Source organism: Paenisporosarcina quisquiliarum, from assembly GCF_043641925.1.
Taxonomy (GTDB): Bacteria; Bacillota; Bacilli; order Bacillales_A; family Planococcaceae; genus Paenisporosarcina; species Paenisporosarcina quisquiliarum_A.
Genome location: NZ_JBHZRU010000020.1, coordinates 1 through 19,687 on the forward strand (window position 1 = coordinate 1; position 19,687 = coordinate 19,687).

The 19,687-nt window shown below is 37.2% G+C and carries 24 protein-coding genes; 11 read left to right on the plus strand and 13 right to left on the minus strand.

Features of this window, described 5'->3' with window-relative positions; genetic code table 11:
• Window positions 1-829 precede the first annotated feature (829 nt).
• From ACHUE4_RS13800 to ACHUE4_RS13810, 3 genes are all read right to left on the minus strand, one after another.
• Complete coding sequence (locus ACHUE4_RS13800) at window positions 830-958, minus strand: YvrJ family protein (protein WP_394191020.1); 129 nt, start codon at window positions 956-958, stop codon at window positions 830-832.
• A 154-nt stretch (window positions 959-1,112) separates the two neighbouring features.
• A complete protein-coding gene (locus tag ACHUE4_RS13805) occupies window positions 1,113-1,322 on the minus strand; it encodes a DUF2922 domain-containing protein (protein ID WP_394191022.1) in 210 nt (69 codons plus the stop codon).
• A gap of 20 nt (window positions 1,323-1,342) precedes the next feature.
• Window positions 1,343-1,561, minus strand: a complete 219-nt coding sequence (locus ACHUE4_RS13810; protein ID WP_394191024.1) for a DUF1659 domain-containing protein — start codon at window positions 1,559-1,561, stop codon at window positions 1,343-1,345.
• Between the two features lie 169 nt (window positions 1,562-1,730).
• Here ACHUE4_RS13810 and lepB point away from each other — a divergent pair, with 169 nt between their 5' ends.
• The 3 genes from lepB to ACHUE4_RS13825 are packed head-to-tail and all read left to right on the plus strand — an operon-like array spanning window position 1,731 to window position 3,194.
• On the plus strand, window positions 1,731-2,291 hold the full coding sequence (gene lepB / locus ACHUE4_RS13815; RefSeq protein ID WP_394191026.1) for a signal peptidase I: 561 nt from the start codon (window positions 1,731-1,733) through the stop codon (window positions 2,289-2,291).
• Between the two features lie 13 nt (window positions 2,292-2,304).
• Window positions 2,305-2,727 carry a GNAT family N-acetyltransferase gene (locus ACHUE4_RS13820; RefSeq protein WP_394191028.1) on the plus strand — a complete coding sequence of 141 codons (423 nt, stop codon included), beginning with the start codon at window positions 2,305-2,307 and terminating at the stop codon, window positions 2,725-2,727.
• A gap of 44 nt (window positions 2,728-2,771) precedes the next feature.
• The gene (locus ACHUE4_RS13825) at window positions 2,772-3,194 is read left to right on the plus strand and encodes a DUF1801 domain-containing protein (protein ID WP_394191030.1); all 423 of its coding nucleotides are present in this window, start codon (window positions 2,772-2,774) and stop codon (window positions 3,192-3,194) included.
• A gap of 10 nt (window positions 3,195-3,204) precedes the next feature.
• Here the strand turns inward: ACHUE4_RS13825 and ACHUE4_RS13830 are convergent, their stop codons facing one another.
• Window positions 3,205-3,534: a CHY zinc finger protein gene (locus ACHUE4_RS13830; RefSeq protein ID WP_394191032.1), complete on the minus strand. Its 330-nt coding sequence runs from the start codon at window positions 3,532-3,534 to the stop codon at window positions 3,205-3,207.
• 169 nt (window positions 3,535-3,703) lie between these two features.
• On the opposite strand from ACHUE4_RS13830, the gene ACHUE4_RS13835 reads away from it, so the two are divergent.
• Window positions 3,704-4,579, plus strand: a complete 876-nt coding sequence (locus ACHUE4_RS13835) for an AraC family transcriptional regulator (RefSeq protein WP_394191034.1) — start codon at window positions 3,704-3,706, stop codon at window positions 4,577-4,579.
• Window positions 4,580-4,696: 117 nt separating this feature from the next.
• Window positions 4,697-4,993: a DUF3817 domain-containing protein gene (locus ACHUE4_RS13840; RefSeq protein WP_394191036.1), complete on the plus strand. Its 297-nt coding sequence runs from the start codon at window positions 4,697-4,699 to the stop codon at window positions 4,991-4,993.
• A 346-nt stretch (window positions 4,994-5,339) separates the two neighbouring features.
• Here the strand turns inward: ACHUE4_RS13840 and ACHUE4_RS13845 are convergent, their stop codons facing one another.
• The 4 genes from ACHUE4_RS13845 to ACHUE4_RS13860 form a co-directional block, all read right to left on the minus strand.
• Entirely contained in the window at window positions 5,340-5,750 is a 411-nt protein-coding gene (locus ACHUE4_RS13845) for a DUF2177 family protein (protein WP_394191162.1), read from the minus strand.
• A 94-nt stretch (window positions 5,751-5,844) separates the two neighbouring features.
• Window positions 5,845-6,471, minus strand: a complete 627-nt coding sequence (locus ACHUE4_RS13850; RefSeq protein ID WP_394191038.1) for a YfbR-like 5'-deoxynucleotidase — start codon at window positions 6,469-6,471, stop codon at window positions 5,845-5,847.
• Between the two features lie 715 nt (window positions 6,472-7,186).
• A complete protein-coding gene (locus ACHUE4_RS13855; protein ID WP_394191040.1) occupies window positions 7,187-8,161 on the minus strand; it encodes a proline dehydrogenase family protein in 975 nt (324 codons plus the stop codon).
• Window positions 8,162-8,401: 240 nt separating this feature from the next.
• Window positions 8,402-9,463, minus strand: a complete 1,062-nt coding sequence (locus ACHUE4_RS13860) for a saccharopine dehydrogenase family protein (protein ID WP_394191042.1) — start codon at window positions 9,461-9,463, stop codon at window positions 8,402-8,404.
• A gap of 88 nt (window positions 9,464-9,551) precedes the next feature.
• On the opposite strand from ACHUE4_RS13860, the gene ACHUE4_RS13865 reads away from it, so the two are divergent.
• Window positions 9,552-10,670 (plus strand): NAD(P)/FAD-dependent oxidoreductase, encoded by a 1,119-nt coding sequence (locus tag ACHUE4_RS13865; RefSeq protein ID WP_394191044.1) that lies wholly within the window; start codon window positions 9,552-9,554, stop codon window positions 10,668-10,670.
• 77 nt (window positions 10,671-10,747) lie between these two features.
• Here ACHUE4_RS13865 and ACHUE4_RS13870 read toward each other — a convergent pair whose 3' ends face one another.
• Window positions 10,748-11,077: a winged helix-turn-helix transcriptional regulator gene (locus tag ACHUE4_RS13870; protein WP_394191046.1), complete on the minus strand. Its 330-nt coding sequence runs from the start codon at window positions 11,075-11,077 to the stop codon at window positions 10,748-10,750.
• Window positions 11,078-11,299: 222 nt separating this feature from the next.
• Between ACHUE4_RS13870 and ACHUE4_RS13875 the strand changes: the two genes are divergently transcribed.
• Entirely contained in the window at window positions 11,300-12,493 is a 1,194-nt protein-coding gene (locus tag ACHUE4_RS13875; RefSeq protein WP_394191048.1) for an MFS transporter, read from the plus strand.
• A 26-nt stretch (window positions 12,494-12,519) separates the two neighbouring features.
• Here the strand turns inward: ACHUE4_RS13875 and ACHUE4_RS13880 are convergent, their stop codons facing one another.
• Window positions 12,520-12,699, minus strand: coding sequence for a hypothetical protein (locus ACHUE4_RS13880; protein ID WP_394191050.1), 180 nt, complete (start codon window positions 12,697-12,699; stop codon window positions 12,520-12,522).
• 215 nt (window positions 12,700-12,914) lie between these two features.
• Here ACHUE4_RS13880 and ACHUE4_RS13885 point away from each other — a divergent pair, with 215 nt between their 5' ends.
• Window positions 12,915-13,757: a DegV family protein gene (locus ACHUE4_RS13885; RefSeq protein WP_394191052.1), complete on the plus strand. Its 843-nt coding sequence runs from the start codon at window positions 12,915-12,917 to the stop codon at window positions 13,755-13,757.
• Between the two features lie 51 nt (window positions 13,758-13,808).
• Here ACHUE4_RS13885 and ACHUE4_RS13890 read toward each other — a convergent pair whose 3' ends face one another.
• Window positions 13,809-14,351, minus strand: coding sequence for a recombinase family protein (locus ACHUE4_RS13890; protein ID WP_394191054.1), 543 nt, complete (start codon window positions 14,349-14,351; stop codon window positions 13,809-13,811).
• A 173-nt stretch (window positions 14,352-14,524) separates the two neighbouring features.
• Here ACHUE4_RS13890 and ACHUE4_RS13895 point away from each other — a divergent pair, with 173 nt between their 5' ends.
• The gene (locus ACHUE4_RS13895; RefSeq protein ID WP_394191056.1) at window positions 14,525-15,988 is read left to right on the plus strand and encodes a SulP family inorganic anion transporter; all 1,464 of its coding nucleotides are present in this window, start codon (window positions 14,525-14,527) and stop codon (window positions 15,986-15,988) included.
• Window positions 15,989-16,009: 21 nt separating this feature from the next.
• The gene (locus tag ACHUE4_RS13900; RefSeq protein ID WP_394191058.1) at window positions 16,010-16,429 is read left to right on the plus strand and encodes a universal stress protein; all 420 of its coding nucleotides are present in this window, start codon (window positions 16,010-16,012) and stop codon (window positions 16,427-16,429) included.
• A gap of 313 nt (window positions 16,430-16,742) precedes the next feature.
• Here the strand turns inward: ACHUE4_RS13900 and trhO are convergent, their stop codons facing one another.
• Together trhO and ACHUE4_RS13910 are read right to left on the minus strand one after the other, a co-directional pair.
• Window positions 16,743-17,717, minus strand: a complete 975-nt coding sequence (trhO, locus tag ACHUE4_RS13905) for an oxygen-dependent tRNA uridine(34) hydroxylase TrhO (protein WP_394191060.1) — start codon at window positions 17,715-17,717, stop codon at window positions 16,743-16,745.
• Between the two features lie 92 nt (window positions 17,718-17,809).
• A complete protein-coding gene (locus ACHUE4_RS13910) occupies window positions 17,810-18,865 on the minus strand; it encodes a YkvI family membrane protein (protein ID WP_394191062.1) in 1,056 nt (351 codons plus the stop codon).
• Window positions 18,866-19,170: 305 nt separating this feature from the next.
• Between ACHUE4_RS13910 and ACHUE4_RS13915 the strand changes: the two genes are divergently transcribed.
• Complete coding sequence (locus tag ACHUE4_RS13915; RefSeq protein ID WP_394191064.1) at window positions 19,171-19,653, plus strand: zinc metalloprotease; 483 nt, start codon at window positions 19,171-19,173, stop codon at window positions 19,651-19,653.
• Window positions 19,654-19,687: the final 34 nt, after the last annotated feature.

Consider the following 19,687-nt stretch of genomic DNA (forward strand, 5'->3'; position numbering starts at 1 on the left):
GATTTCAGTTCTTCAAGGATAAATGAAAAATCAACAAGGTCATTCATTCTACGTAGTCTATTATCTTTTGGCACAACGACATCGTAGATGCCCGACCACTGGCTTAGAGGAAGCTCTTCTTGAGTTGGTAACATGCAGACCACCACCAATCATTTGTTAATAATAGTATAAACAAAAAGACATCCTTAAGAAATCCTAAGAATGTCTTTATGTTAACAGGGGGTTTTTCAGTGCCCTCGTGCTGATTCCGCTGGAGTCGCCGTCTCCATTCCATTCAAATGAAATAGCTGTATAAATTTATCATGTTCATTTTTGCTCATGACAAGTTAAGCACTTTTGATTTTATTACTTCCAACAACATCATTTGTTTATAAATAAGATATTACTTTCAGTCTTATCGGCTAGACTATCTTATTTGCAAAGCAGTATTATCAATGTCTGGTTAGACTATAAAGCTATCATGCTCCAATATAGTTGTAATAGACGATATATCAAATAAATATCTTAATAAATAATTACTTTGTCCATCTAAAATTAGTGATTTTTTAAAAAGATATACACTATACATACCTCTGCTCGCTAATTTGTTAGGAAAATGGTCGGCTATTTCTGAAGACTCCTGCGGAAAAACGAAACACGCTAGACCCCACAGGCAACGAATTGTGTGCAATTCGTTTGCGACGAGTAACCGCAGGAGCATAGGTTATTAACAGCCGAGGAGGCTTGCGTTTCGTCCGCGGAAAGCAAGGAATATAATAATTCAATTTTAATATCCTTTTGTCTTTACTGATTTGAAAAAAGGGTATTGGAAAATATAATTACATTGCTTTCACATGGTTTTTAATGAAATTAAGGCTTCATGAATTAATTGAAGTTTCGTTTCGACACGGTGCATCAAATAGAAGGACACGAAAATCGGAAACCCAACTTCTTGGATAACAGTAAGCCATTCGTTCATTTGTTTTCCTCCTTTTTTAAGATAATGTGTGAAAAAGGCTGCACACAAGGAAATTGTGGCAGCCATGTATACTGATATGAAAGTGTGGATTTTTGGATATCAGTATTTGAATAGACATAGCTTGCACCACTTTTGGGTGCAAGCTATATATTGATTACAATTCAGTTACGTTACGTTCAACAATACGTGCCTGATCAGCAGAGACTAAGTTAGCACCGTCTGCGTAAAAGACATTGCTAGCTAACACGCCTTGCATACCACTTACTACTTCTGCTCCAGTAAGGTCTGCACGCGGCTCGTCCACCGAAATCGTAAACTTTTTACCTTGAGCTGTATTAAACAGCATTTCTAAAACTTTCGCCATTGGTCATTTCCCCTTTCAAATTAGTTTTGGATGTTTCCTGTTTCAATCTTTTCTGCAGCTAATAATGGACGAGATGAGAATCCAGCTAAAATCGTTGTGACATCTAATAACTGATCTGCTGTAGACGCTTCATTTACGTTGCGATATGATTTCGATTTTCTGATAACCTTCCCATCTTGAGTCATACCTGCTTCAAACGTCAATCGAACAATTCCTTGTTTAAATTCGATGTTTGCCATGTTTACCACCTCCTTTCATAACATACATAGAAAGGAAGTTTTGAAAAGTGGACAAGTTTGGAAAATAAAACTGTAAATATCTGAATCTTTAGATACGGAATAGAGAGGATTTGGTATTCTTATTAATATAGGGATTAAAACTAGGGTATAGAGAAGGGGTCTTTTATTAATGGTACAAAAGAAAAAACCGAAAAATGAGATTTGGGAATGGTCGAAGGCATTAATAATAGCTTTTGGACTCGCATTTATTATCCGTTATTTTTTATTTACACCGATTGTAGTAGATGGAGAATCCATGATGCCGACTTTAGAACATGGGGAGCGAATGGTTGTAAATAAAATTGGCTACCAAATTGGAGAACTTCAAAGATTTGATATCGTCGTATTCCATGCCTCACAAGAAAAAGATTATGTAAAACGTGTGATTGGATTGCCTGGTGATTACGTTGCGTATAAGAATGACCAGCTCTATATAAACGGTGAAATACAAGAAGAACCTTATCTAGATTCATATAAGGCTCAATTGCCTTCAGGAACTTTAACGGAAGACTTTACATTGGAAGAATATACTCAAAAATCCGTCATTCCGGAAGGGTATGTTTTTGTAATGGGGGATAATCGACGAAATAGTTTAGATAGCCGTGAAATTGGATTGGTTTCCATTGAAGAGATTATTGGAGACACAAATGTTGTCTTTTGGCCGCTTAATGAAATGGGTCTTGTAAAGTAAATAGGAGGAACACATGAAAACAACAAATCAGTGGAATGAAGTAGATAGTGTCTATATTCGAAAAAAACTCAATGAGTATAACCTCACAAAAATACCTGAGGAAGTAAAACATGCTGTGAAAAATGTTAGTTCAATCCTAAGAAATGATGAAGGGGATATTGTTGGAGGTATTACTGGAAATATTAACTGGTATTGCTTACATATCGATTTTCTATGGGTAGATGAATCTCTTCGAGGAAAAGGTTTTGGAAGAGAGTTAATAAAGAATATAGAGGAAATAGCAAAAGAAAATAAATGCCGTATTATTCAATTAGATACTTTTAGCTTTCAGGCGCCGGACTTTTATGTCGCGTGTGGATATAAAATAGTTGGAGTGATTGAAAATCATCCAACGGATTCGATGAATCAATACTATTTAGCGAAAAAATTACTTTAACTTTTATTGAAATGAAAGACTCACCCAAAGGAGCTGTGTTATCCATGTATGAACAAAAAACAAAGGAAACAAATCACAGTGTCATTGAGTTTATTGAAGCTGTTGAGAGTCCTAAAAAACGTGAAGATGCCTATAAGTTATTAGATATTTTCACAGAAACAACAGGGCATGAAGCTAAAATGTGGGGTCCCTCTATTATTGGGTTTGGGAGTTACCACTACAAATATCCAACGGGTCATGAAGGTGATGCACCACTTGTTGGGTTCTCGCCAAGGAAAGCTAAAATCAGTTTGTATTTTGCGACAGGCGATACAAAACGTGAAGAGTTACTTCAGAAATTCGGAAAGCACACATCTGGTAAGGCATGTGTTTATGTCAATAAAGTAGACGATATTGATGTTGATGTTTTAAAGGAATTAATTACCCAATCTATTTCATTTTTACAAGATTTATATCCAACAACTTGAGAATCTTTGATTACACTTCAAAATAGAGGTGTTTATGAAGACTACACCCTGGGTTAAATGAACTTTTGCAAGAAGGACAAGTAGAGTTGCAAGAAAGATAGTCTTCAATCGTCAGTTCATGGCCACAAGAACCACATAAAATGGCTTTTTGATCGAATTGACTAATAGGCCAAACTTGTGGTGACTCGCAACCAAATTCATCGTGACAAGAGAAGCAAGGATAGTACGTATTGCAACAATAAAACTTGATAGCGATTCGGTCTATTTCAGAATGGTAATGATGGCAACGTGTTTCACTGTCAACGTCATTGCCTTTTACTAGGTGTCCGTGAATAATCATTTAAAGTCCTCCAAAATTAATTGTTCATACTAAAAGAAAATCGTTTCCAAAAGTATACTACTTGCCAAAAATACTTGCATCCATAATCTTTTTCACCTGTCATATGAAAGCAGTAATTGACAGGTGTTTGTTTCGAAAAAAAGTTAAAGTGGATATACGAGGTGATTACATGAATTGGATAGAGTCGCTACAGAAATCAATCGATTATTTGGAAGATCATTTAGATTCGGAAATCAATGTGGAAGATGCAGCAACGGCAGCAAATGTTTCAGTCTTTCATTTCCAACGAATTTTTATGGTTCTTACAGATATTAGTGTGATGGAATATGTGCGGCGACGGAGATTGACTCTGGCTGCGCAGGAGCTAGCATTAAAGACCGTTAAAGTAATCGATGTAGCATTGAAATATAGTTATGAAACACCAGAAGCTTTCGCCAAAGCATTCAAGCGACAGCACGGCATGTCACCGAGTGATGCTCGTTCTTCGCAAAAAGGATTAATCACGTATAATCGTTTAGTCATCTCAGTTCAGTTAAAAGGAGCATATCCAATGAAGGTAAGAATTGAAGAAAAAGAAGCTTTTCAAATTGTAGGTGTTAAGAGGACTTTCTCTTGTGAAAATGGAGAAAACACGAGAGAGATTCCGAAAATGTGGCAAGAAGTTCATCAAAATGGCATCAATGATGAATTGACCCATTTGAATAATGGGGCAGTTAAAGGGATGTTAGGTGTATGTCGCATGATGGACACGTCAACAAGCACAATGGAATATTGGATTGCCGCAGCAATGGAAGGTAATGAGATTCCAGAAAGATATGAAGCGTTTGAAATTCCTTCAGCAACTTACGCAATATTTGAAGTGGTTGGTCCGATGCCGGAAGCGATCCAAACGATGTGGGAAAAGATTTATAGTGAATGGTTCCCGTCTAGTTCATACCGTCCAAGTGGATCAGCTGAATTAGAAGTTTATTCAAATGATAATGCCACCAAGGCTGATTACTATTCAGAGATTTGGATACCAGTAGTAAATAAAGAATCAAAATAAGTAATTGTGGCAGAACATTGAATGACTTGAGGACGAATTTTGATTAATTGTCGGTACAATTCTGTACACCTTCTCGTGGACTATTTATAATGAACGATGTAGAAGCGGGAGGTTATAATGATGAAACGACCACTAGAAAAGTTTCGTACGATGGGATTAATAGAGGGAGGTTCTCTATTAATATTAGTATTTTTAGCGATGCCACTGAAATATTTTTTTGATTTTCCAGAAGCAGTTAGTGTAGTTGGCGCGATTCATGGATTTTTATTTGTCACGTACTGTTTATTCATTGCTTATATGACATTTGTGGTTAAATGGCCATTTATATATAGCGTAATTGCTGTTATTGTCGCATTTATCCCGTTCGGGAATATTATCTTAGATCGCCGACTTCAAAAATTAGAAATGGCTTAACAAAAAGAGGCTGTCTCAATCGTCATGAAGATGATTTTTGAGACAGCCTCTTTTCTATATATATATATATATATATATCAAGTGTTGATCTCCATTGTGGCGGACGCTTTCCGCGGGCAAGACTTCAGCCGCTTCCCTCGCTTGCGCTCAGTCCAGGGTCTTCAGTTCTTGCTGATTCCGCTGGAGTCGCCGCCTTCATTGCGATCAACTATATTACCAGTAACTATTTGCATGACAACAACGTCTGTTTCACTCATATCATAGCAACATTTGAATTGATAACTTGCCATTTTATTAATATCTATGAAATATTAGTCTTAACACCTGTAGTTTACTTAATCTATACCTACTTTTGCCTTTTTAAGACTAAATACACAGTTATTGCAGCTGTAGCTGCATTTAAAAAAGTCCCCCAAAGTAAATCCACTACCGTTATGAAGATTGGCCAGTCACTTAACGTTGCTAGATTAGTTAGATCATACGTTGCATAAGTCACAAGCCCGAAAAATCCGCCAGCCAATAAAGCATATCGAACGCTCTTTTGTTCGATGGAAGGTCGAATGACAAAGAACACTAATCCTGCGATATACAATAAGTAAAAAAGTGCAGCAGCTAACCAATTAACGTCATCTTTTAATAAAAAACCAATTTGATCTTCATATAATTTAGTAGAAATAAATGCTAGCCAAACAATGTCGACCAAGAAAAAAACGACAAGTGTTAAACCATAGATTTTCAAATGTTTTGCCATGTTCATTTTCACGTCATTATCACTTTATTTGTAAGACGATCGTATCAAACGAAGGCTATGAAAATCGACTTGTAACAATCGGTGAAAACACATTGCATTTTTAGCTATTTAACACTTTAAGTGTAAATGCTTTTACATCTAGAGCTGTTTCTTCTTTTTTAACATCTTCTAACATCACGTTTCGGAAGTAATCAACACTTGCAGGTAATGGTAAATTTAATAATTTTGTTAGAGCTTCTTGATACATTAAGACAAATTCAGGGTCTGTATTTCCTCGCTTTAACTCTGCAAAGGATTCATAGAACTGGTCGAGCTTATCAGCAAATTCTAAAATTCTTCCTTCGATTGTGGCATCTTTTCCTTCCTTCATTCGATCAAAGAAAACCGATTGAAATTCTTCAGGAATCTCTTCAACAATAAATTTTTCCATCATTTTTTCTTCTACGTGAGCAATCATTTGCTTCAGTTCAGGAGAAGCGTGTTTCACCGGAGTTTTTATATCGCCAATAAATACTTCAGCAAAGTCATGATTAATGGTTTTCTCATAAAGTGCTTTCCAATCAATCACTTCACCATTTCTCTCTTCGATCGTGGCGAAAAACATAGCATATTGTGATACTTTCCAACTATGGGCTGCTACATTATGTTCTTCGAATTTAAACTTACCCGGACACCGAATAATACGTTCTAAGTCATTCATACTTGTGAAAAATCTATGGATTCCCATGAAATAATCGTCCCTTCTATTGTTCATCATCTGAACGTCTATTGTTAGATTCTTTCTAGTATACCCCGTGAGTCGAAACATGCATCCTATGAATTTTTTTAAATCGAGAAGATATGCAATTACAACTGAGAAGGCGATTTCTTTAACTGAGATTGTCAAAATTCTAACTGAGACCGCGATAACTCTAACCAAGAATCCCAGAGTTCTAACTGAGCGACTATTCACCAAACAGAAAAACCTGCCAAGCTTTAGCGGGCAGGGACAATTAAGATCTTAAACCATTAATTGGTGCTGCACGCTTCGCTTACGCAGCATTTACTGTTGGCATATCCAATTGAACAATTACAACTGAGATGGCGATTTCTTTAACTGAGATTGTCAAAATTCTAACTGAGACCTCGATAATTCTAACCAAGAACCGCAAAATTCTAACTGAGCCACTATTCACCAAACAGAAAAATCTGCCAAGCTTTAGCGGGCAGGGCAATTAAAATCTTAAACCATTAATTGGTGCTGCACGCTTCGCTTACGCAGCCTTTACTGTTGGCATATCCAATTGAACAATTACAACTGAGAAGGCGATATTTCTAACTGAGAGTGTCAAAATTCTAACTGATACTTCGATAATTCTAACCAAGAACCCCAAAATTTTAACTGAGCCACTAAAAAAAAGGCCACTAGTCAGTTTTCACTGACTAGCGGCCTCTTTGAAACATTATTTTTTCTTTTTAGAAGCTAATTTACTTAATGCTAATGCACCAGCAAATACGCCGATTGTTGTATTTGTGCGTTTGTTAAATACTTGTTTGAATACCAAGTTAAGATTTTGTGGACGCTCAGCTAATCTTCTCATGAAGTAGCCATACCAGTCATCTCCAAAAGGTACATACGTGCAGAAGTTATAACCTTCTTTAGCTAAGGATACTTGCATATCTTTGCGGAAGCCATATAGCATCTGGAATTCATATTTATCTTTAGAGATTTGGTTTTCTTCAACAAATTTCTTCACATGATTAATTACGTTATGGTCATGTGTTGCAATTGATGTGAACTTTCCATTTAACAAATGGTACTCAATTAATTTAATGAAATTGGCATCAATATCTTGAGTTGTTTGGTATGCGTATTCAGCAGGCTCTTTATAAGCACCTTTTACGATACGTAAACGCAAATGTTTGTAGTTCTCAATGTCATCTTGAGCACGGAAGAAATAAGCTTGAATTACTGTTCCGACATTGCTGTATTCTTTTAATAAAGCATCCATCAAGTCAAAAGAAGGCTGAAGGTGACCGTAGTCTTCCATGTCTAAATTAATATGCATGTCGTATTTACTTGCAGCAGCAACGATTTCTTTTAAGTTTTCGTAACAGAAATCATAATCGATATCTAATCCTAATTGTGTAGGTTTAAGTGAAATATGTGCATCAACTTCATTTTCATGAATTGCTTCGATTACTTCCAAGATGCTATTTTTTGCTTTAATCGCTTCTTCTCTTTCGAAGACAAATTCACCTAAATTATCGACTGTTGCACTAATTCCTAGTGCGTTTAATTCGCGTATACTTTTGATCGTTTGTTCAACATTCGTTCCAGCAACTACCGTTTGTGCACCTAATTTAAGACCGTATTTTTTTGCAGCAGTCGTTAGCAATTGGTTTTTTGATAACGCCATGAATACATCTTTTAACATGTTTTTTCCTCCTGAAAATAAATCATTCTATGTCATCTTACTTACAATTAATAAGAATCGGTATAGGATCATGTGAATCATGATTAGGTCTTATTATAAATCTTTTTAACGAACATTCCTATTACAAAAATTGATAATATACGTTAATTGTTTCAGTATCGTGAATTTATTTTGAAATGTGCACCGCAATAGGCTTTATAACGGAACAATATCAGAAATTACTGAAAATATGAGCGTGAATTAACTGATTTGGAATGCGTCTGATTCAGGTAAAGCTTCAATTAATTCAGGACCGAAAAGGGACGAAGGTGTATAACTTCCACCAGAAACTTTTTGATTTAATAATCTCGTGACAACCTCTAACGCACCATAAATAGTTAAGGTGTACACATTTGCAGTTTTTATTCGCACGGTTATTTTTTCGCCTCTTGCATTATGTGCTTCGCCCCAAATGTAAGCAGGAGAATTCTGTCGAGAAGATAGACTTGGACCGCTTACTTTTGTATCGATCCATTTATGCAAAAATCGTTGAATAAGGGAAGAAGCTATTACTGGTTTGAACTTGTTTAACACTCGAGTAGCATGCATTTTAGTTGGGGACATTGGAATCCAAGTGTTGATATTAGGAATTCCTGTAGAATAGAAAGCCGTCGAGACATCACCCCAAGGAATGGCGACTGCTGTCTTTGATCCTCTTCCAAAATCAATGATACGATTCTTGGTTCCAAGAGGGAATTCTTTGATGATTCCATCTTGACGTTCTGCACTACCCGAGGCGAGTCCTTGTATCATGGTTTTGAAAGTTCCACGAGAAATTCCAGAGTCGGAATCAAATCCTAATGATAAATGAGTAGCAGATGGGAGTAACTGTTGCAATTTAAGCGCAACACAGTCCGTTGGAATGACATCGAAACCGACACCCGAACATAGAACGATATTTGCTCTTATGGCACGTTCGGCTACTTCGTTTGAATGGACGTGCTCAAAAACATTGATTTCTCCTGTAATATCAAGATAATGTGTACCTGCACTAAAGCAGCCCTCAATCATAAGTGAACTTGTTTTTGAAAATGGTCCAGCACAATGAAGAACTAGATCGATTCCAGATAATCCAGCGGTTAATTGATCAAGTTGTTCTAAAGGGAACACGCGACTTTCCAGTTGTAGTTTTTTAGCTAACGCTTGAATTTTTTCTTTATTTCTTCCAGCTAAAATAGGGGTTAGACCTCTTTTGGCGGCCATTTCTGCTATTAGATTTCCAGTATAGCCATTGGCACCATATATCATCCAAGTACGGTTCATGTTCTATTCCTCCAATGAAGATATTTTGAGAGTATTGCATCCATGTGTAAAATGAAAGTAGGAAATCTATTTTGAAAAAGGTGCTTTTATGAAAACATCCATTATTATTGGAGCTGGAATTCTAGGTTCATCTACAGCCTACCACTTGGCGAAAGCGGGAGCGAACGTGATTGTCATTGATCGTAAAGATCCAGGTCAAGCAACTGATGCTGCAGCGGGAATTATCTGCCCTTGGATTTCTCAGAGGCGCAATAAAGCCTGGTACACGCTAGCAAAAAATGGCGCAGCTTATTATGAAGAGTTAATCGAGCAATTAGAAAGTGATGGGGAACACGATACTGGTTATAAACAAGTCGGGGCAATTAGTCTTCACACCGATGAGGGCAAACTTTTAAAAATGCAGGAAAGAGCAACAACTCGCCGTGAAGATGCGCCTGAAATAGGTGAGATTCATATGTTAACAAGTGAAGAAACGATCGCTTCATTTCCTTTATTATCAGAAGAATTTAGTTCCGTTATGATTACAGGAGGAGCTCGAGTAAATGGACGAGCTTTACGTCAATCATTTGAGAACGCGGCCAAGAAATACGGAGCGAAATTTGTTGAGGGCTCAGCGAGCATATCGCATGACCAAACGGTTTTAAAAGGTGTCTTTGTGGGTGATGAATTTTATAAAGCAGATTCAATCATCGTTACGGCTGGGGCATGGGCGGAAGAATTGCTATTCCCAATGGGAATAAACATCCACGTGTCAGCCCAAAAAGCACAGATTGTTCATCTCCAAATCGAGGATGAGAATACAGGCAATTGGCCGGTTATCATGCCTCCAAATGATCAATATATTTTATCATTTGATGATGGCAAAATTGTAGTTGGCGCGACACATGAAGATGACCATCATTTTGACCAACGTGTCACAGCAGGTGGATTGCAAGAAGTACTGAATAAGGCTTTAGAAGTTGCGCCAGGTCTACTAGAAAGTACATTCGTTGAGACACGAGTAGGCTTCCGTCCTTTTACGCCAGACTTTTTACCGGTCATCGGAGAAATCCCCGGATTTACGGGTCTTTTATTCGCCAATGGTCTTGGTGCTTCAGGTCTAACAGTGGGTCCATACTTAGGTGCTCAACTAGCGAAATTGGCGTTAGGGAAAGAGGTTGAGATAGACTTATCGCTATATGATGTATCGAAAGCGATAAGTGAATAAAACCTATCTTGTAAAATTACACTGAAATTGAAAAAGCCATCATCCGGTCCCTAATTGGGAGAAGATGATGGCTTTTATTATTGAGGATTATTCGGGTCTTCAACTATTTCAATATGATTTTCTCCCCATGAGCACATGGCATCTAGAATCGGTCGGAGCGACCATCCATATTTAGTTAGAGAATAAATAACTTTGGGTGGCACTTGGTCAAATATGGTTCGGTTCACTACACCGTCGTCTTCTAATTCTCTAAGTTGTTGTGTCAACATTTTTTGAGTGATATTAGGCATGAGTTTTTTTAATTCACTCGTGCGTTTTTCCCCGTCAATCAAGTGACACATTATAACAACTTTCCACTTTCCCCCAATTACATCTAGGGTAGCTTCGACTGGAATATTGTAAGCCATCTATAAACCTCCTTGGAACATTTAATGATCGGTTTTATCTTTACTAAATCTTAGCATATTTCACTTTACACATACTCTCCGAAAGATTCTATAGGTACTTAAAAGTGCCTACATTACTTTAAAGTGCGTACTGTTCATTAAGGATTAAAGCGAGCATAATTAGGATTGCTTAAGCAGGAAGCATTTATTTCAAAAAGATGTAATTTCAAGGGAGGAATAAAAATGAGTCACTCTCATACAGTTCAAGAAACACAAAGAAATGGAAAATTGGCATTGTGGGCTCTCGCAATCAGTGCTTTCGGGATAGGAACAACTGAATTTGTTCCAGTAGGTTTGTTAGCAACAATTGCAAATGATTTTGATATTGGGATAACGGTAGCTGGCTTTCTAATTTCAGGTTATGCAATAGGAGTAGCTGTCGGGGCACCTATTTTGACGGCTCTTACAAATCGAATTAGCAGAAAATCTTTATTAATGATGTTGATGCTCGTTTTTATTGTTGGAAACATAGTAGCGGCCTTGTCAAATTCCTTTGAGTTATTAATGGTAGCTCGCTTCATAACAGCATTTTCTCATGGTGTCTTTTTCGCAATCGGCGCTACCATTGCTGTGCAGTTAGTTCCTCCACAAAAAAAGGCAAGCGCTATAGCTCTTATGTTTACGGGATTAACCGTAGCTACGGTTACAGGTGTCCCTCTAGGAACGTTAGTAGGACAAGCATTTGGTTGGCGTGCAACGTTTTGGGGAGTAGCTGTACTAGGAATTATTGCGATCGTGGCAATTGCATTTTTGATTCCTAAAAATCTACAACAATCACCTCCCGCGAAGTTTAAAGATATGTTTAAATTGATAACGAATACACGACTTTTGCTAGGATTTTCGATTACTGCTCTAGGATACGGTGGTACGTTTGTAGCATTTACTTACTTAACACCGATTTTAGAAGATATTGTTAAAATTGATGTTAAGTTAGTAAGTATCGTTCTTCTTGTTTATGGGGTAGCCGTCGCAATAGGAAATGAAATAGGAGGCCGTTTGGCTAATCATCATCCTGCTCGTGCATTACTTTGGATGTTTATGATCAATGCGGTAATTTTAATTGTCATGACTTTTTTAATTCCTTTTAAAGTGATTGGGTTAATTTCCATTATATTTATGGGCTTGTTCGCATTTATGAATGTGCCTGGTCTCCAATTAAACATTGTTCAACTTGCAGAAAAATATGTTCCAGCGGCTGTAGACGTTGCGTCTGCACTAAATATCGCTGCTTTTAACGTTGGTATTGCAATCGGTTCAATTATAGGAGGGATTGTTATTCAATCAATTGGATTGATTCATACTCCTTGGATTGGGGGAGTCATGGTGTTAAGTGCTGTGGTTTTGACATTCATTTCCCTTAAACTTGAAAGAATATAATCATAAACAACAAAAAACCACGACTTTTATCGAGTCGTGGTTTTCTTGTCTAATGATCCAAGTACTGAATCTAATATTCCTTTACCATTCCCACTTTTAGAGAATTGGTCAACTTGCCCTTTTAACTTGTCTCGAGATTCCTTGTTGCGCATGAGGAACGCTGCACCAAGTCCTAGAGCTGCCATAGTTAATGTATTTCTTCTCATTGAGTAACGCCTCCTGTTCATTTGGATGTACTGGTTTTATTCCCCAAAATAGCTCCAATAAACGTTTTTTTGAAAATTGTTAAATTTTGATGGGATGACACTTATCATATATCTTGCATGATACATGCTTCTACTCAAAAGTCTGACCTTTCCCCATAATTTAAAATGGAAGCGTTTATGCTGAAATTTTTCATATAAATAAAGGGGTTTTATAAATGAATTCTTCAAAAATTGGATGGGTTATAGATTCCACCGCTACACTTTCGGCTGATTTTATTGAAAAACACAATATACATGTAGTTCCGTTATTCGTCATATTCGGAGAAACTTCTTATAAAGAAAATATTGAAATAGGATCAAAAGAGTTTTATGAAAAACTGGCAGATTCAAAAACGTTGCCAAAGACTTCACAACCTTCACCCGGAGAAATGATCGAGTTATTCCAGGAATTAAAAGGAAAGTATGACCATGTCATTGCCATTCATGTAACAGGAGCATTGACCGGTGCCTATTCAGGAGCTATTGCAGCTGCGAAGGAAGCAGGAGTAGATGCGTTTGTACTCGATTCACAAATTGGTTCATTCCCGCTTGGAAAAATGGTTGAACGCGCAGTAGAGCTAGAGCAACAAGGTAAATCATACGAAGACATTGTTGCTGAAATTAAAACCTATCCTGCCAAAGCGCGCTTGTTTTTAACACCTGGTAGTTTAGAACAACTTCACAAAGGTGGACGAGTGACTGGAACCCAAGCTGTATTTGCGACGTTATTGAACATGAAAGTAGTTATGAAATTTGATGAAGGTCGAGCTGTTTTGTCAGATAAAGTTCGCAGTCATAAACGCGCAATTGGCAAAATGGTAGACTATTTAGAAGAAGAAAAGAGTCATGTGAAAGAAGTAACAGTCATCCATGCAGATAATTTGAAAGAAGCAACATCTTGGAAAGTGGAGCTTGAAAAGCAATTTAAAGACATTTCGTTTTCTATTACTGAATTAAGCCCAGTACCTGGATCACATACAGGTCGAGGAACAGTTGGTCTTGCCTGGCTTGGAGAATAAATTGAAAAATCGCGATTTCCGAAAAGGAAATTGCGATTTTTTTGTTTATATTTAGTTTTCTAAATTGCGGTATAAGGTTGATTTACTAATTCCTGTAGCCTCTTTAATCTCAGCCAGTGTATATTTTTTACTTTCATACATCAAAATCGCTTTTTGAACATTCGCATCTGGTTTTTTAGGTCTGCCAGCATTATTGCCTTTTTTCTGAGCCGCATTTAGACCGCTTTTTGTCTTCTCACTAATAACATCACTTTGAAACTGAATCAGATGTCTTAAAACTTCTTGAAAAGAATAACCCTCCACATGTTTCGAATCAATATTTTCATTTAAAGAAATCACGGAAGCTTTCTTTTGATGTATTTCATCTAATAACTCATTCAAGTGCCGACTGGAATCCGCTAAATGATAAAGCTTGGTCACATATATCATATCTTCAGGTTGAAGGTTGTGAATCATTTGGATTAAAGCGAATCTTCGTTTCGCAGAGTCATGCTCTTCTTCAATAATTTGAATGCCTTCTATTATAGACAGATGTTGAATTTGTTGAGACACATCTGGTTCGTCATGGGTTGGTCTTACATATCCGATTTTCATCATTCCGCTCCTTTAATGACAAGGTCATGATTAGTTTAACATAAGTCATTAGAATTTTGTTCTAAAATGGTTCCTTTTTGGGAAAATACATGATACACTACATCTCGTGGATTTAGATCGCGACTATTATGAGAGTTAATAGCCAAAAATTATTTTATTGAGGTGATAAAAACGTGTTAGAAAAGATAAGATTAAATTGGTTTTCAAATGTACGAGCAGATATTTTGGCAGGAATTGTTGTAGCATTAGCGCTAATTCCTGAGGCTATAGCATTTTCAATTATTGCTGGCGTAAATCCAATGGTCGGATTATATGCATCATTTAGTATCGCAGTCATTATTGCGTTTGTTGGTGGACGTCCAGGTATGATTTCAGCTGCGACAGGTGCAATGGCTTTGTTGATGGTACCTTTAGTCAAGGATCACGGCATTGAATACCTACTTGCTGCCACCATATTAACTGGAATAATTCAAATCATTTTCGGTGTATTTAAAGTAGCGAAAGTAATGAAATTTATTCCTCGTGCAGTGATGATTGGTTTCGTTAATGCACTTGCTATTTTAATTTTCATGGCACAAGTGCCACATTTCTTGGGCATCTCCACGATTACCTATGTGTTTGTTGGAGTCACTTTATTAATCGTGTATATCCTTCCAAGATTTTTGAAGTCTATCCCAGCACCGTTAATTGCAATTGTTGCACTTACAGCACTAGCTTTATTTGCTGATATTGAGATGAGAACAGTTGGGGATTTAGGAACAATTACGCAATCCCTTCCGTCATTCTTCATTCCAAATGTGCCTTTCTCTTTCGAAACGCTCATGATTATTTTTCCGTACTCCATTGCATTAGCCATTGTTGGATTGCTGGAAACATTATTAACGGCTACCATTGTGGATGATATGACAGGTACAGAAAGTAATAAAAATAAAGAATCCAGAGGACAAGGTATTGCCAACTTCATTAACGGATTCTTTGGTGGGATGGCAGGCTGCGCTATGATCGGTCAATCTGTTATTAACGTAAAATCAGGTGGTCGTGGTCGTCTATCGACATTAACTGCAGGATTATTCCTGATGTTTCTCATCATCGTACTTGGTGAATTAGTCGTTCAAATTCCGATGCCCGTTTTAGTCGGTATCATGATTATGGTATCCGTCGGCACATTTGACTGGTCATCATTTACGTATCTAAAGAAAGCACCGTTGACGGATTCCATCGTTATGGTCACTACGGTATTGATCGTTGTATTTACACATGACTTGTCGAAGGGTGTAATTGCTGGTGTCATTTTAAGTGCGATTTTCTTCGTTGCAAAGATTTCTCAAGTAACTGTGATGAAAACGGTTATAGGTGAAACTTCACACTTCAAAGTGGAGGGGCAACTATTCTTCGCTTCTGTCGAAAGCTTCTTAGAAGCATTTGATTTCACGGTAAGTGATGAGAAAATAATCATCGACTTCTCAACCACTCATGTATGGGATGATTCAGGGGTTGGTGCAATAGACAAGGTAGTTTTAAAATATTATGAGAATAAAAACGAAGTGAAAATCGTAGGATTAAATGCAACGAGTCAGCAACTTGTGGACAAACTTGCGATTTACAATAATGATCATGCTAAAATGTCAGCTCATTAATTCATATAAGGGGTGTTTAGGATGTACAAAAAAATCTTATTGGCAGCAGATGGATCTGACCATTCGATCCGTGCAACTTCAGAAGTAATTAAAATTGCTTCTATGAATGAAACATCAATTGTTACGGTCGTGTTAGTAGCTGACTATTCTCAAGCAAAAAGTGATGTTCTTCATAGTGGGAGTTCTGTAGAACTCGATATGAAACGAAGAAGAAAACTAATGCCTGTTGAAGAATTACTTCGAGCAGCCAACATCAATTATCGAGTTGAAATCCTTCATGGTGTACCAGGACCATCGATTGTTGAGTTTGCGAATAAACAAAACTATGAGCTACTCGTTATCGGTAGTCGAGGCTTGAACTCACTACAAGAAATGGTTTTAGGTAGTGTTAGTCATAAAGTGGTGAAACGAGCAGAATGTCCAGTAATGATTGTTAAATAAATTAGAACGATTCGTATTTACATGCGGATCGTTTTTTTATTGGCATAAGGGAAGGGACCTCATAATTGAGGGGAGCCGTTAACGCCAAATTATCACCACGTAACGCCAAAATATGGATTGTGAACGACAAATTATCGTGTTCAATCGCTAATAAACTACTTCCGAACGCCAAATTATTCGTTCCAAACGCCAAATTAAGTATCCATCTAAGCGACAAAAGCTAAAAGAAAGCATCTGCAAGGCAGATGCTTAAATGTCTAACCAATCAAAAAAGATTCCACGAGACAATGAACTCTCGTGGAATCTTTTTTAGTTATGCGATAACATTCGTTTTCATTTCGTTAATTGTATCAAATCTTTCAAGAACTTCTTCTTCTGACAATCCGTGTTCTACGATGTAGCGATTACGTGGATGTGTGCGACATTCGTCCGAACAGCTGCGCATATATAGATGTTCGTTTTCTTCTGAACACAAAATTTTGTCGTTACATTCAGGATTTGCACAGTTTACATAGCGTTCACAAGGTGTGCCGTCGAAATGGTCTTTACCAACAATTATGTGTTCAACTTTATTGATTGGAACTGCAATACGTTGGTCGAACACGTACATTTGACCATCCCAAAGTTGACCTTTTACTTCAGGGTCTGTTCCATAATTGTGAATTCCACCATGGAGTTGTCCTACATCTTCATAGCCTTCTTTAACTAACCAACCAGAGAATTTTTCACAGCGAATTCCGCCAGTACAGTAAGTTAATATCTTTTTTCCTTCAAACTGTTCTTTGTTTTCGCGCATCCATGCTGGCAAGTCACGGAAGTTTTTGATGTCTGGGCGAACGGCACCACGGAAATGACCTAAGTCAAATTCGTAATCGTTGCGTGCATCGATTACGATGGTGTCGTCTTGTTGCATTTTTTCATAGAATTCAATCGGAGTTAGATATTGCCCTGTAATTTCGTTTGGGTTAATGTCATCTTCGCCGAGTCCAAGATGTACGACTTCATTTTTTGCACGCACATGCATTTTTTTGAAAGCATGCCCATCTGCTGCATCGATTTTCCACATCATGTCTGCAAATCGCTCATCGCTCTTCATCATATCCATATAAGCTTGGGTTTGTTCCAAAGTTCCTGAAACCGTACCGTTGATGCCTTCATGCGAGACTAGAATGCGACCTAGTAAACCAATTTCTTTGCACGCAGCTAAATGAGTTTGAGCAAATAATACAGGTTCATCTATTAAAACGTATTTATAATATAACAACACTTGATATGCTTTGTTTTCCATTTTATTTAACCACCTTACATTTATGCTAATTCAATCAATAAATATAGCATAAGTCACAATTAAAATCAACATACCCCGCGTGGTTAAAATGCTTATTTTGCTGTTCCATTTTTATGTTTAATTGAAGCCAAAATGATTGCGCCAACTAAAAATAAGCCGAGGTAGCCGACAATTGGATAAAACAAGCTAACTAACTTTGTAAATCCAACAAAGCTCGCAATGTAAGCAGAAATTCCAACAATGACTACAAACATCTTGAACTTTCGAGTGCCCATTTTAACAAATCGAGCAGAAAAGGAGAAAAGCATACCAACTGCTGTATTGTAAATCATTCCAAATAAAACGAAGGACATGAAAATTCCTAGGAATGGATGAATATCATCCATAATTTTGAGCATAGGCATGTCAACGCCAGCTACATCATCAATTTTTGAAAAGATGGTGAAGTGACTCATTATAATCAATACCCCAAGACCAAGTCCGCCAATAAAGCCTCCTTGAGAAGCAATTTTAGTATCTTTCTCTGTACCGCCCATCACAATTGCCATAGAAGCACCAACGGCAATATTGAACGAGACATAATTAATTGCTGACATCCACCAGTTAGGCAAAGTAGTAGGTTGATCAATTGCGATTGTATGTAATTCTTCAAAACTCGTATCCATTGTCATAAAACTATAAACCGCTAATCCGACAATGACTAACGCAAGGAATGGTGTCACTCCACCAATAATGGCAATCACTTTTTGCACATTTAACATGATGGTAAAAATAACAGCGATTGCCATGATGGTACTACCGAGTACCGCAGATAGACCAAACTGTTGAGAGAAAATGGATCCTGCTCCTGCAATCATAACAACGCCGACACCATATAGCGTTAAAATGATTATTCCATCGACAATCCGTCCAAAGAATTTTCCACTTATACGATACACGACCTCTTTATGAGAAGTAGTCCTCATTCTACTGCCAAGGCTAGTCAGATGCATGCCGAGGTAGCCAAAGGCGATGGTTGAAATAAATGCTGCGACAAACCCCATGATTCCAAAGCTCGTAAAGTACTGAAGTATTTCTTGTCCTGAAGCAAAACCTGCCCCAACAATGATGCCAATAAAGGCACTTGCCATTTGTAAACTTTTCTTCATGATGTCCTCCCTAGATGTCATTCTCTTTGATAGAAAATACGCACAAATTTCTAAATTTAGAATATGAGCCTTGTAAAAAGGTATCAACAATCCACAGTTAATTCAATGACCAGGTGGATTTAGAAGTGAAGATTGCTCCTTTATTCACAAATATTAAAAATGTACTCCTACTTTTCATTCATTCGTATACAACTATTTACCACTTGGAAATAATGAACAGAAGATATGAGTGAAGAATATTTGTAATTCATAATTGGTTCTCGTACAATGACCTATTCTAGAATGCCACGAAAGAAGGGGAGACCATGTTTGGTTTTAATGATATATGGAAGTTTTTCTTTTCCTTTTTCCTTGTTTTGCCTTTAGTAACGATTCTTCATCAATTAGGGCATATGTTTTTTGCACGTTTATTTGGAGGGAAAGTCAATATGCATATAGGTTCAGGGAAGATTTTAACGAAAATTGGCCCACTGCATATTCGTCGACTATACTTTTATGATGGTTGGTGCGAGTATATTTCGTTATCAAAGCACCGAAAAAGATGGAAATTAATACTCGTCTATTTAGGTGGTTCATTATTTAATTTAGCAGGAATTTTACTATTGAATGGATTGATTTTAATCAGAGAAATAGAACCAAGCATTTTCTTATACCAGTATGTCTATTTTTCTTTTTACTTTATCTTTTTTTCTCTGTTTCCAATTTGGCATGGGGAGAATCCAAGCGATGGAATGGCGGTTTGGAATCTCATTCGAAACAAACCGTTTGACAATAATCCGACGATGTAATTATGCTATGTGCTCACAAAAGTTTGTTTGGTTG

Coding starts and splice junctions, on each gene's coding strand:
- ACHUE4_RS13800 (WP_394191020.1), bottom strand. CDS start 958: ATGAACGAATGGCTTACTGTTATCCAAGAAGTTGGGTTTCCGATTTTC.
- ACHUE4_RS13805 (WP_394191022.1), bottom strand. CDS start 1,322: ATGGCGAAAGTTTTAGAAATGCTGTTTAATACAGCTCAAGGTAAAAAG.
- ACHUE4_RS13810 (WP_394191024.1), bottom strand. CDS start 1,561: ATGGCAAACATCGAATTTAAACAAGGAATTGTTCGATTGACGTTTGAA.
- lepB (WP_394191026.1), top strand. CDS start 1,731: ATGGTACAAAAGAAAAAACCGAAAAATGAGATTTGGGAATGGTCGAAG.
- ACHUE4_RS13820 (WP_394191028.1), top strand. CDS start 2,305: ATGAAAACAACAAATCAGTGGAATGAAGTAGATAGTGTCTATATTCGA.
- ACHUE4_RS13825 (WP_394191030.1), top strand. CDS start 2,772: ATGTATGAACAAAAAACAAAGGAAACAAATCACAGTGTCATTGAGTTT.
- ACHUE4_RS13830 (WP_394191032.1), bottom strand. CDS start 3,534: ATGATTATTCACGGACACCTAGTAAAAGGCAATGACGTTGACAGTGAA.
- ACHUE4_RS13835 (WP_394191034.1), top strand. CDS start 3,704: ATGAATTGGATAGAGTCGCTACAGAAATCAATCGATTATTTGGAAGAT.
- ACHUE4_RS13840 (WP_394191036.1), top strand. CDS start 4,697: ATGATGAAACGACCACTAGAAAAGTTTCGTACGATGGGATTAATAGAG.
- ACHUE4_RS13845 (WP_394191162.1), bottom strand. CDS start 5,750: ATGAACATGGCAAAACATTTGAAAATCTATGGTTTAACACTTGTCGTT.
- ACHUE4_RS13850 (WP_394191038.1), bottom strand. CDS start 6,471: ATGGGAATCCATAGATTTTTCACAAGTATGAATGACTTAGAACGTATT.
- ACHUE4_RS13855 (WP_394191040.1), bottom strand. CDS start 8,161: ATGTTAAAAGATGTATTCATGGCGTTATCAAAAAACCAATTGCTAACG.
- ACHUE4_RS13860 (WP_394191042.1), bottom strand. CDS start 9,463: ATGAACCGTACTTGGATGATATATGGTGCCAATGGCTATACTGGAAAT.
- ACHUE4_RS13865 (WP_394191044.1), top strand. CDS start 9,552: ATGAAAACATCCATTATTATTGGAGCTGGAATTCTAGGTTCATCTACA.
- ACHUE4_RS13870 (WP_394191046.1), bottom strand. CDS start 11,077: ATGGCTTACAATATTCCAGTCGAAGCTACCCTAGATGTAATTGGGGGA.
- ACHUE4_RS13875 (WP_394191048.1), top strand. CDS start 11,300: ATGAGTCACTCTCATACAGTTCAAGAAACACAAAGAAATGGAAAATTG.
- ACHUE4_RS13880 (WP_394191050.1), bottom strand. CDS start 12,699: ATGAGAAGAAATACATTAACTATGGCAGCTCTAGGACTTGGTGCAGCG.
- ACHUE4_RS13885 (WP_394191052.1), top strand. CDS start 12,915: ATGAATTCTTCAAAAATTGGATGGGTTATAGATTCCACCGCTACACTT.
- ACHUE4_RS13890 (WP_394191054.1), bottom strand. CDS start 14,351: ATGAAAATCGGATATGTAAGACCAACCCATGACGAACCAGATGTGTCT.
- ACHUE4_RS13900 (WP_394191058.1), top strand. CDS start 16,010: ATGTACAAAAAAATCTTATTGGCAGCAGATGGATCTGACCATTCGATC.
- trhO (WP_394191060.1), bottom strand. CDS start 17,717: ATGGAAAACAAAGCATATCAAGTGTTGTTATATTATAAATACGTTTTA.
- ACHUE4_RS13910 (WP_394191062.1), bottom strand. CDS start 18,865: ATGAAGAAAAGTTTACAAATGGCAAGTGCCTTTATTGGCATCATTGTT.
- ACHUE4_RS13915 (WP_394191064.1), top strand. CDS start 19,171: ATGTTTGGTTTTAATGATATATGGAAGTTTTTCTTTTCCTTTTTCCTT.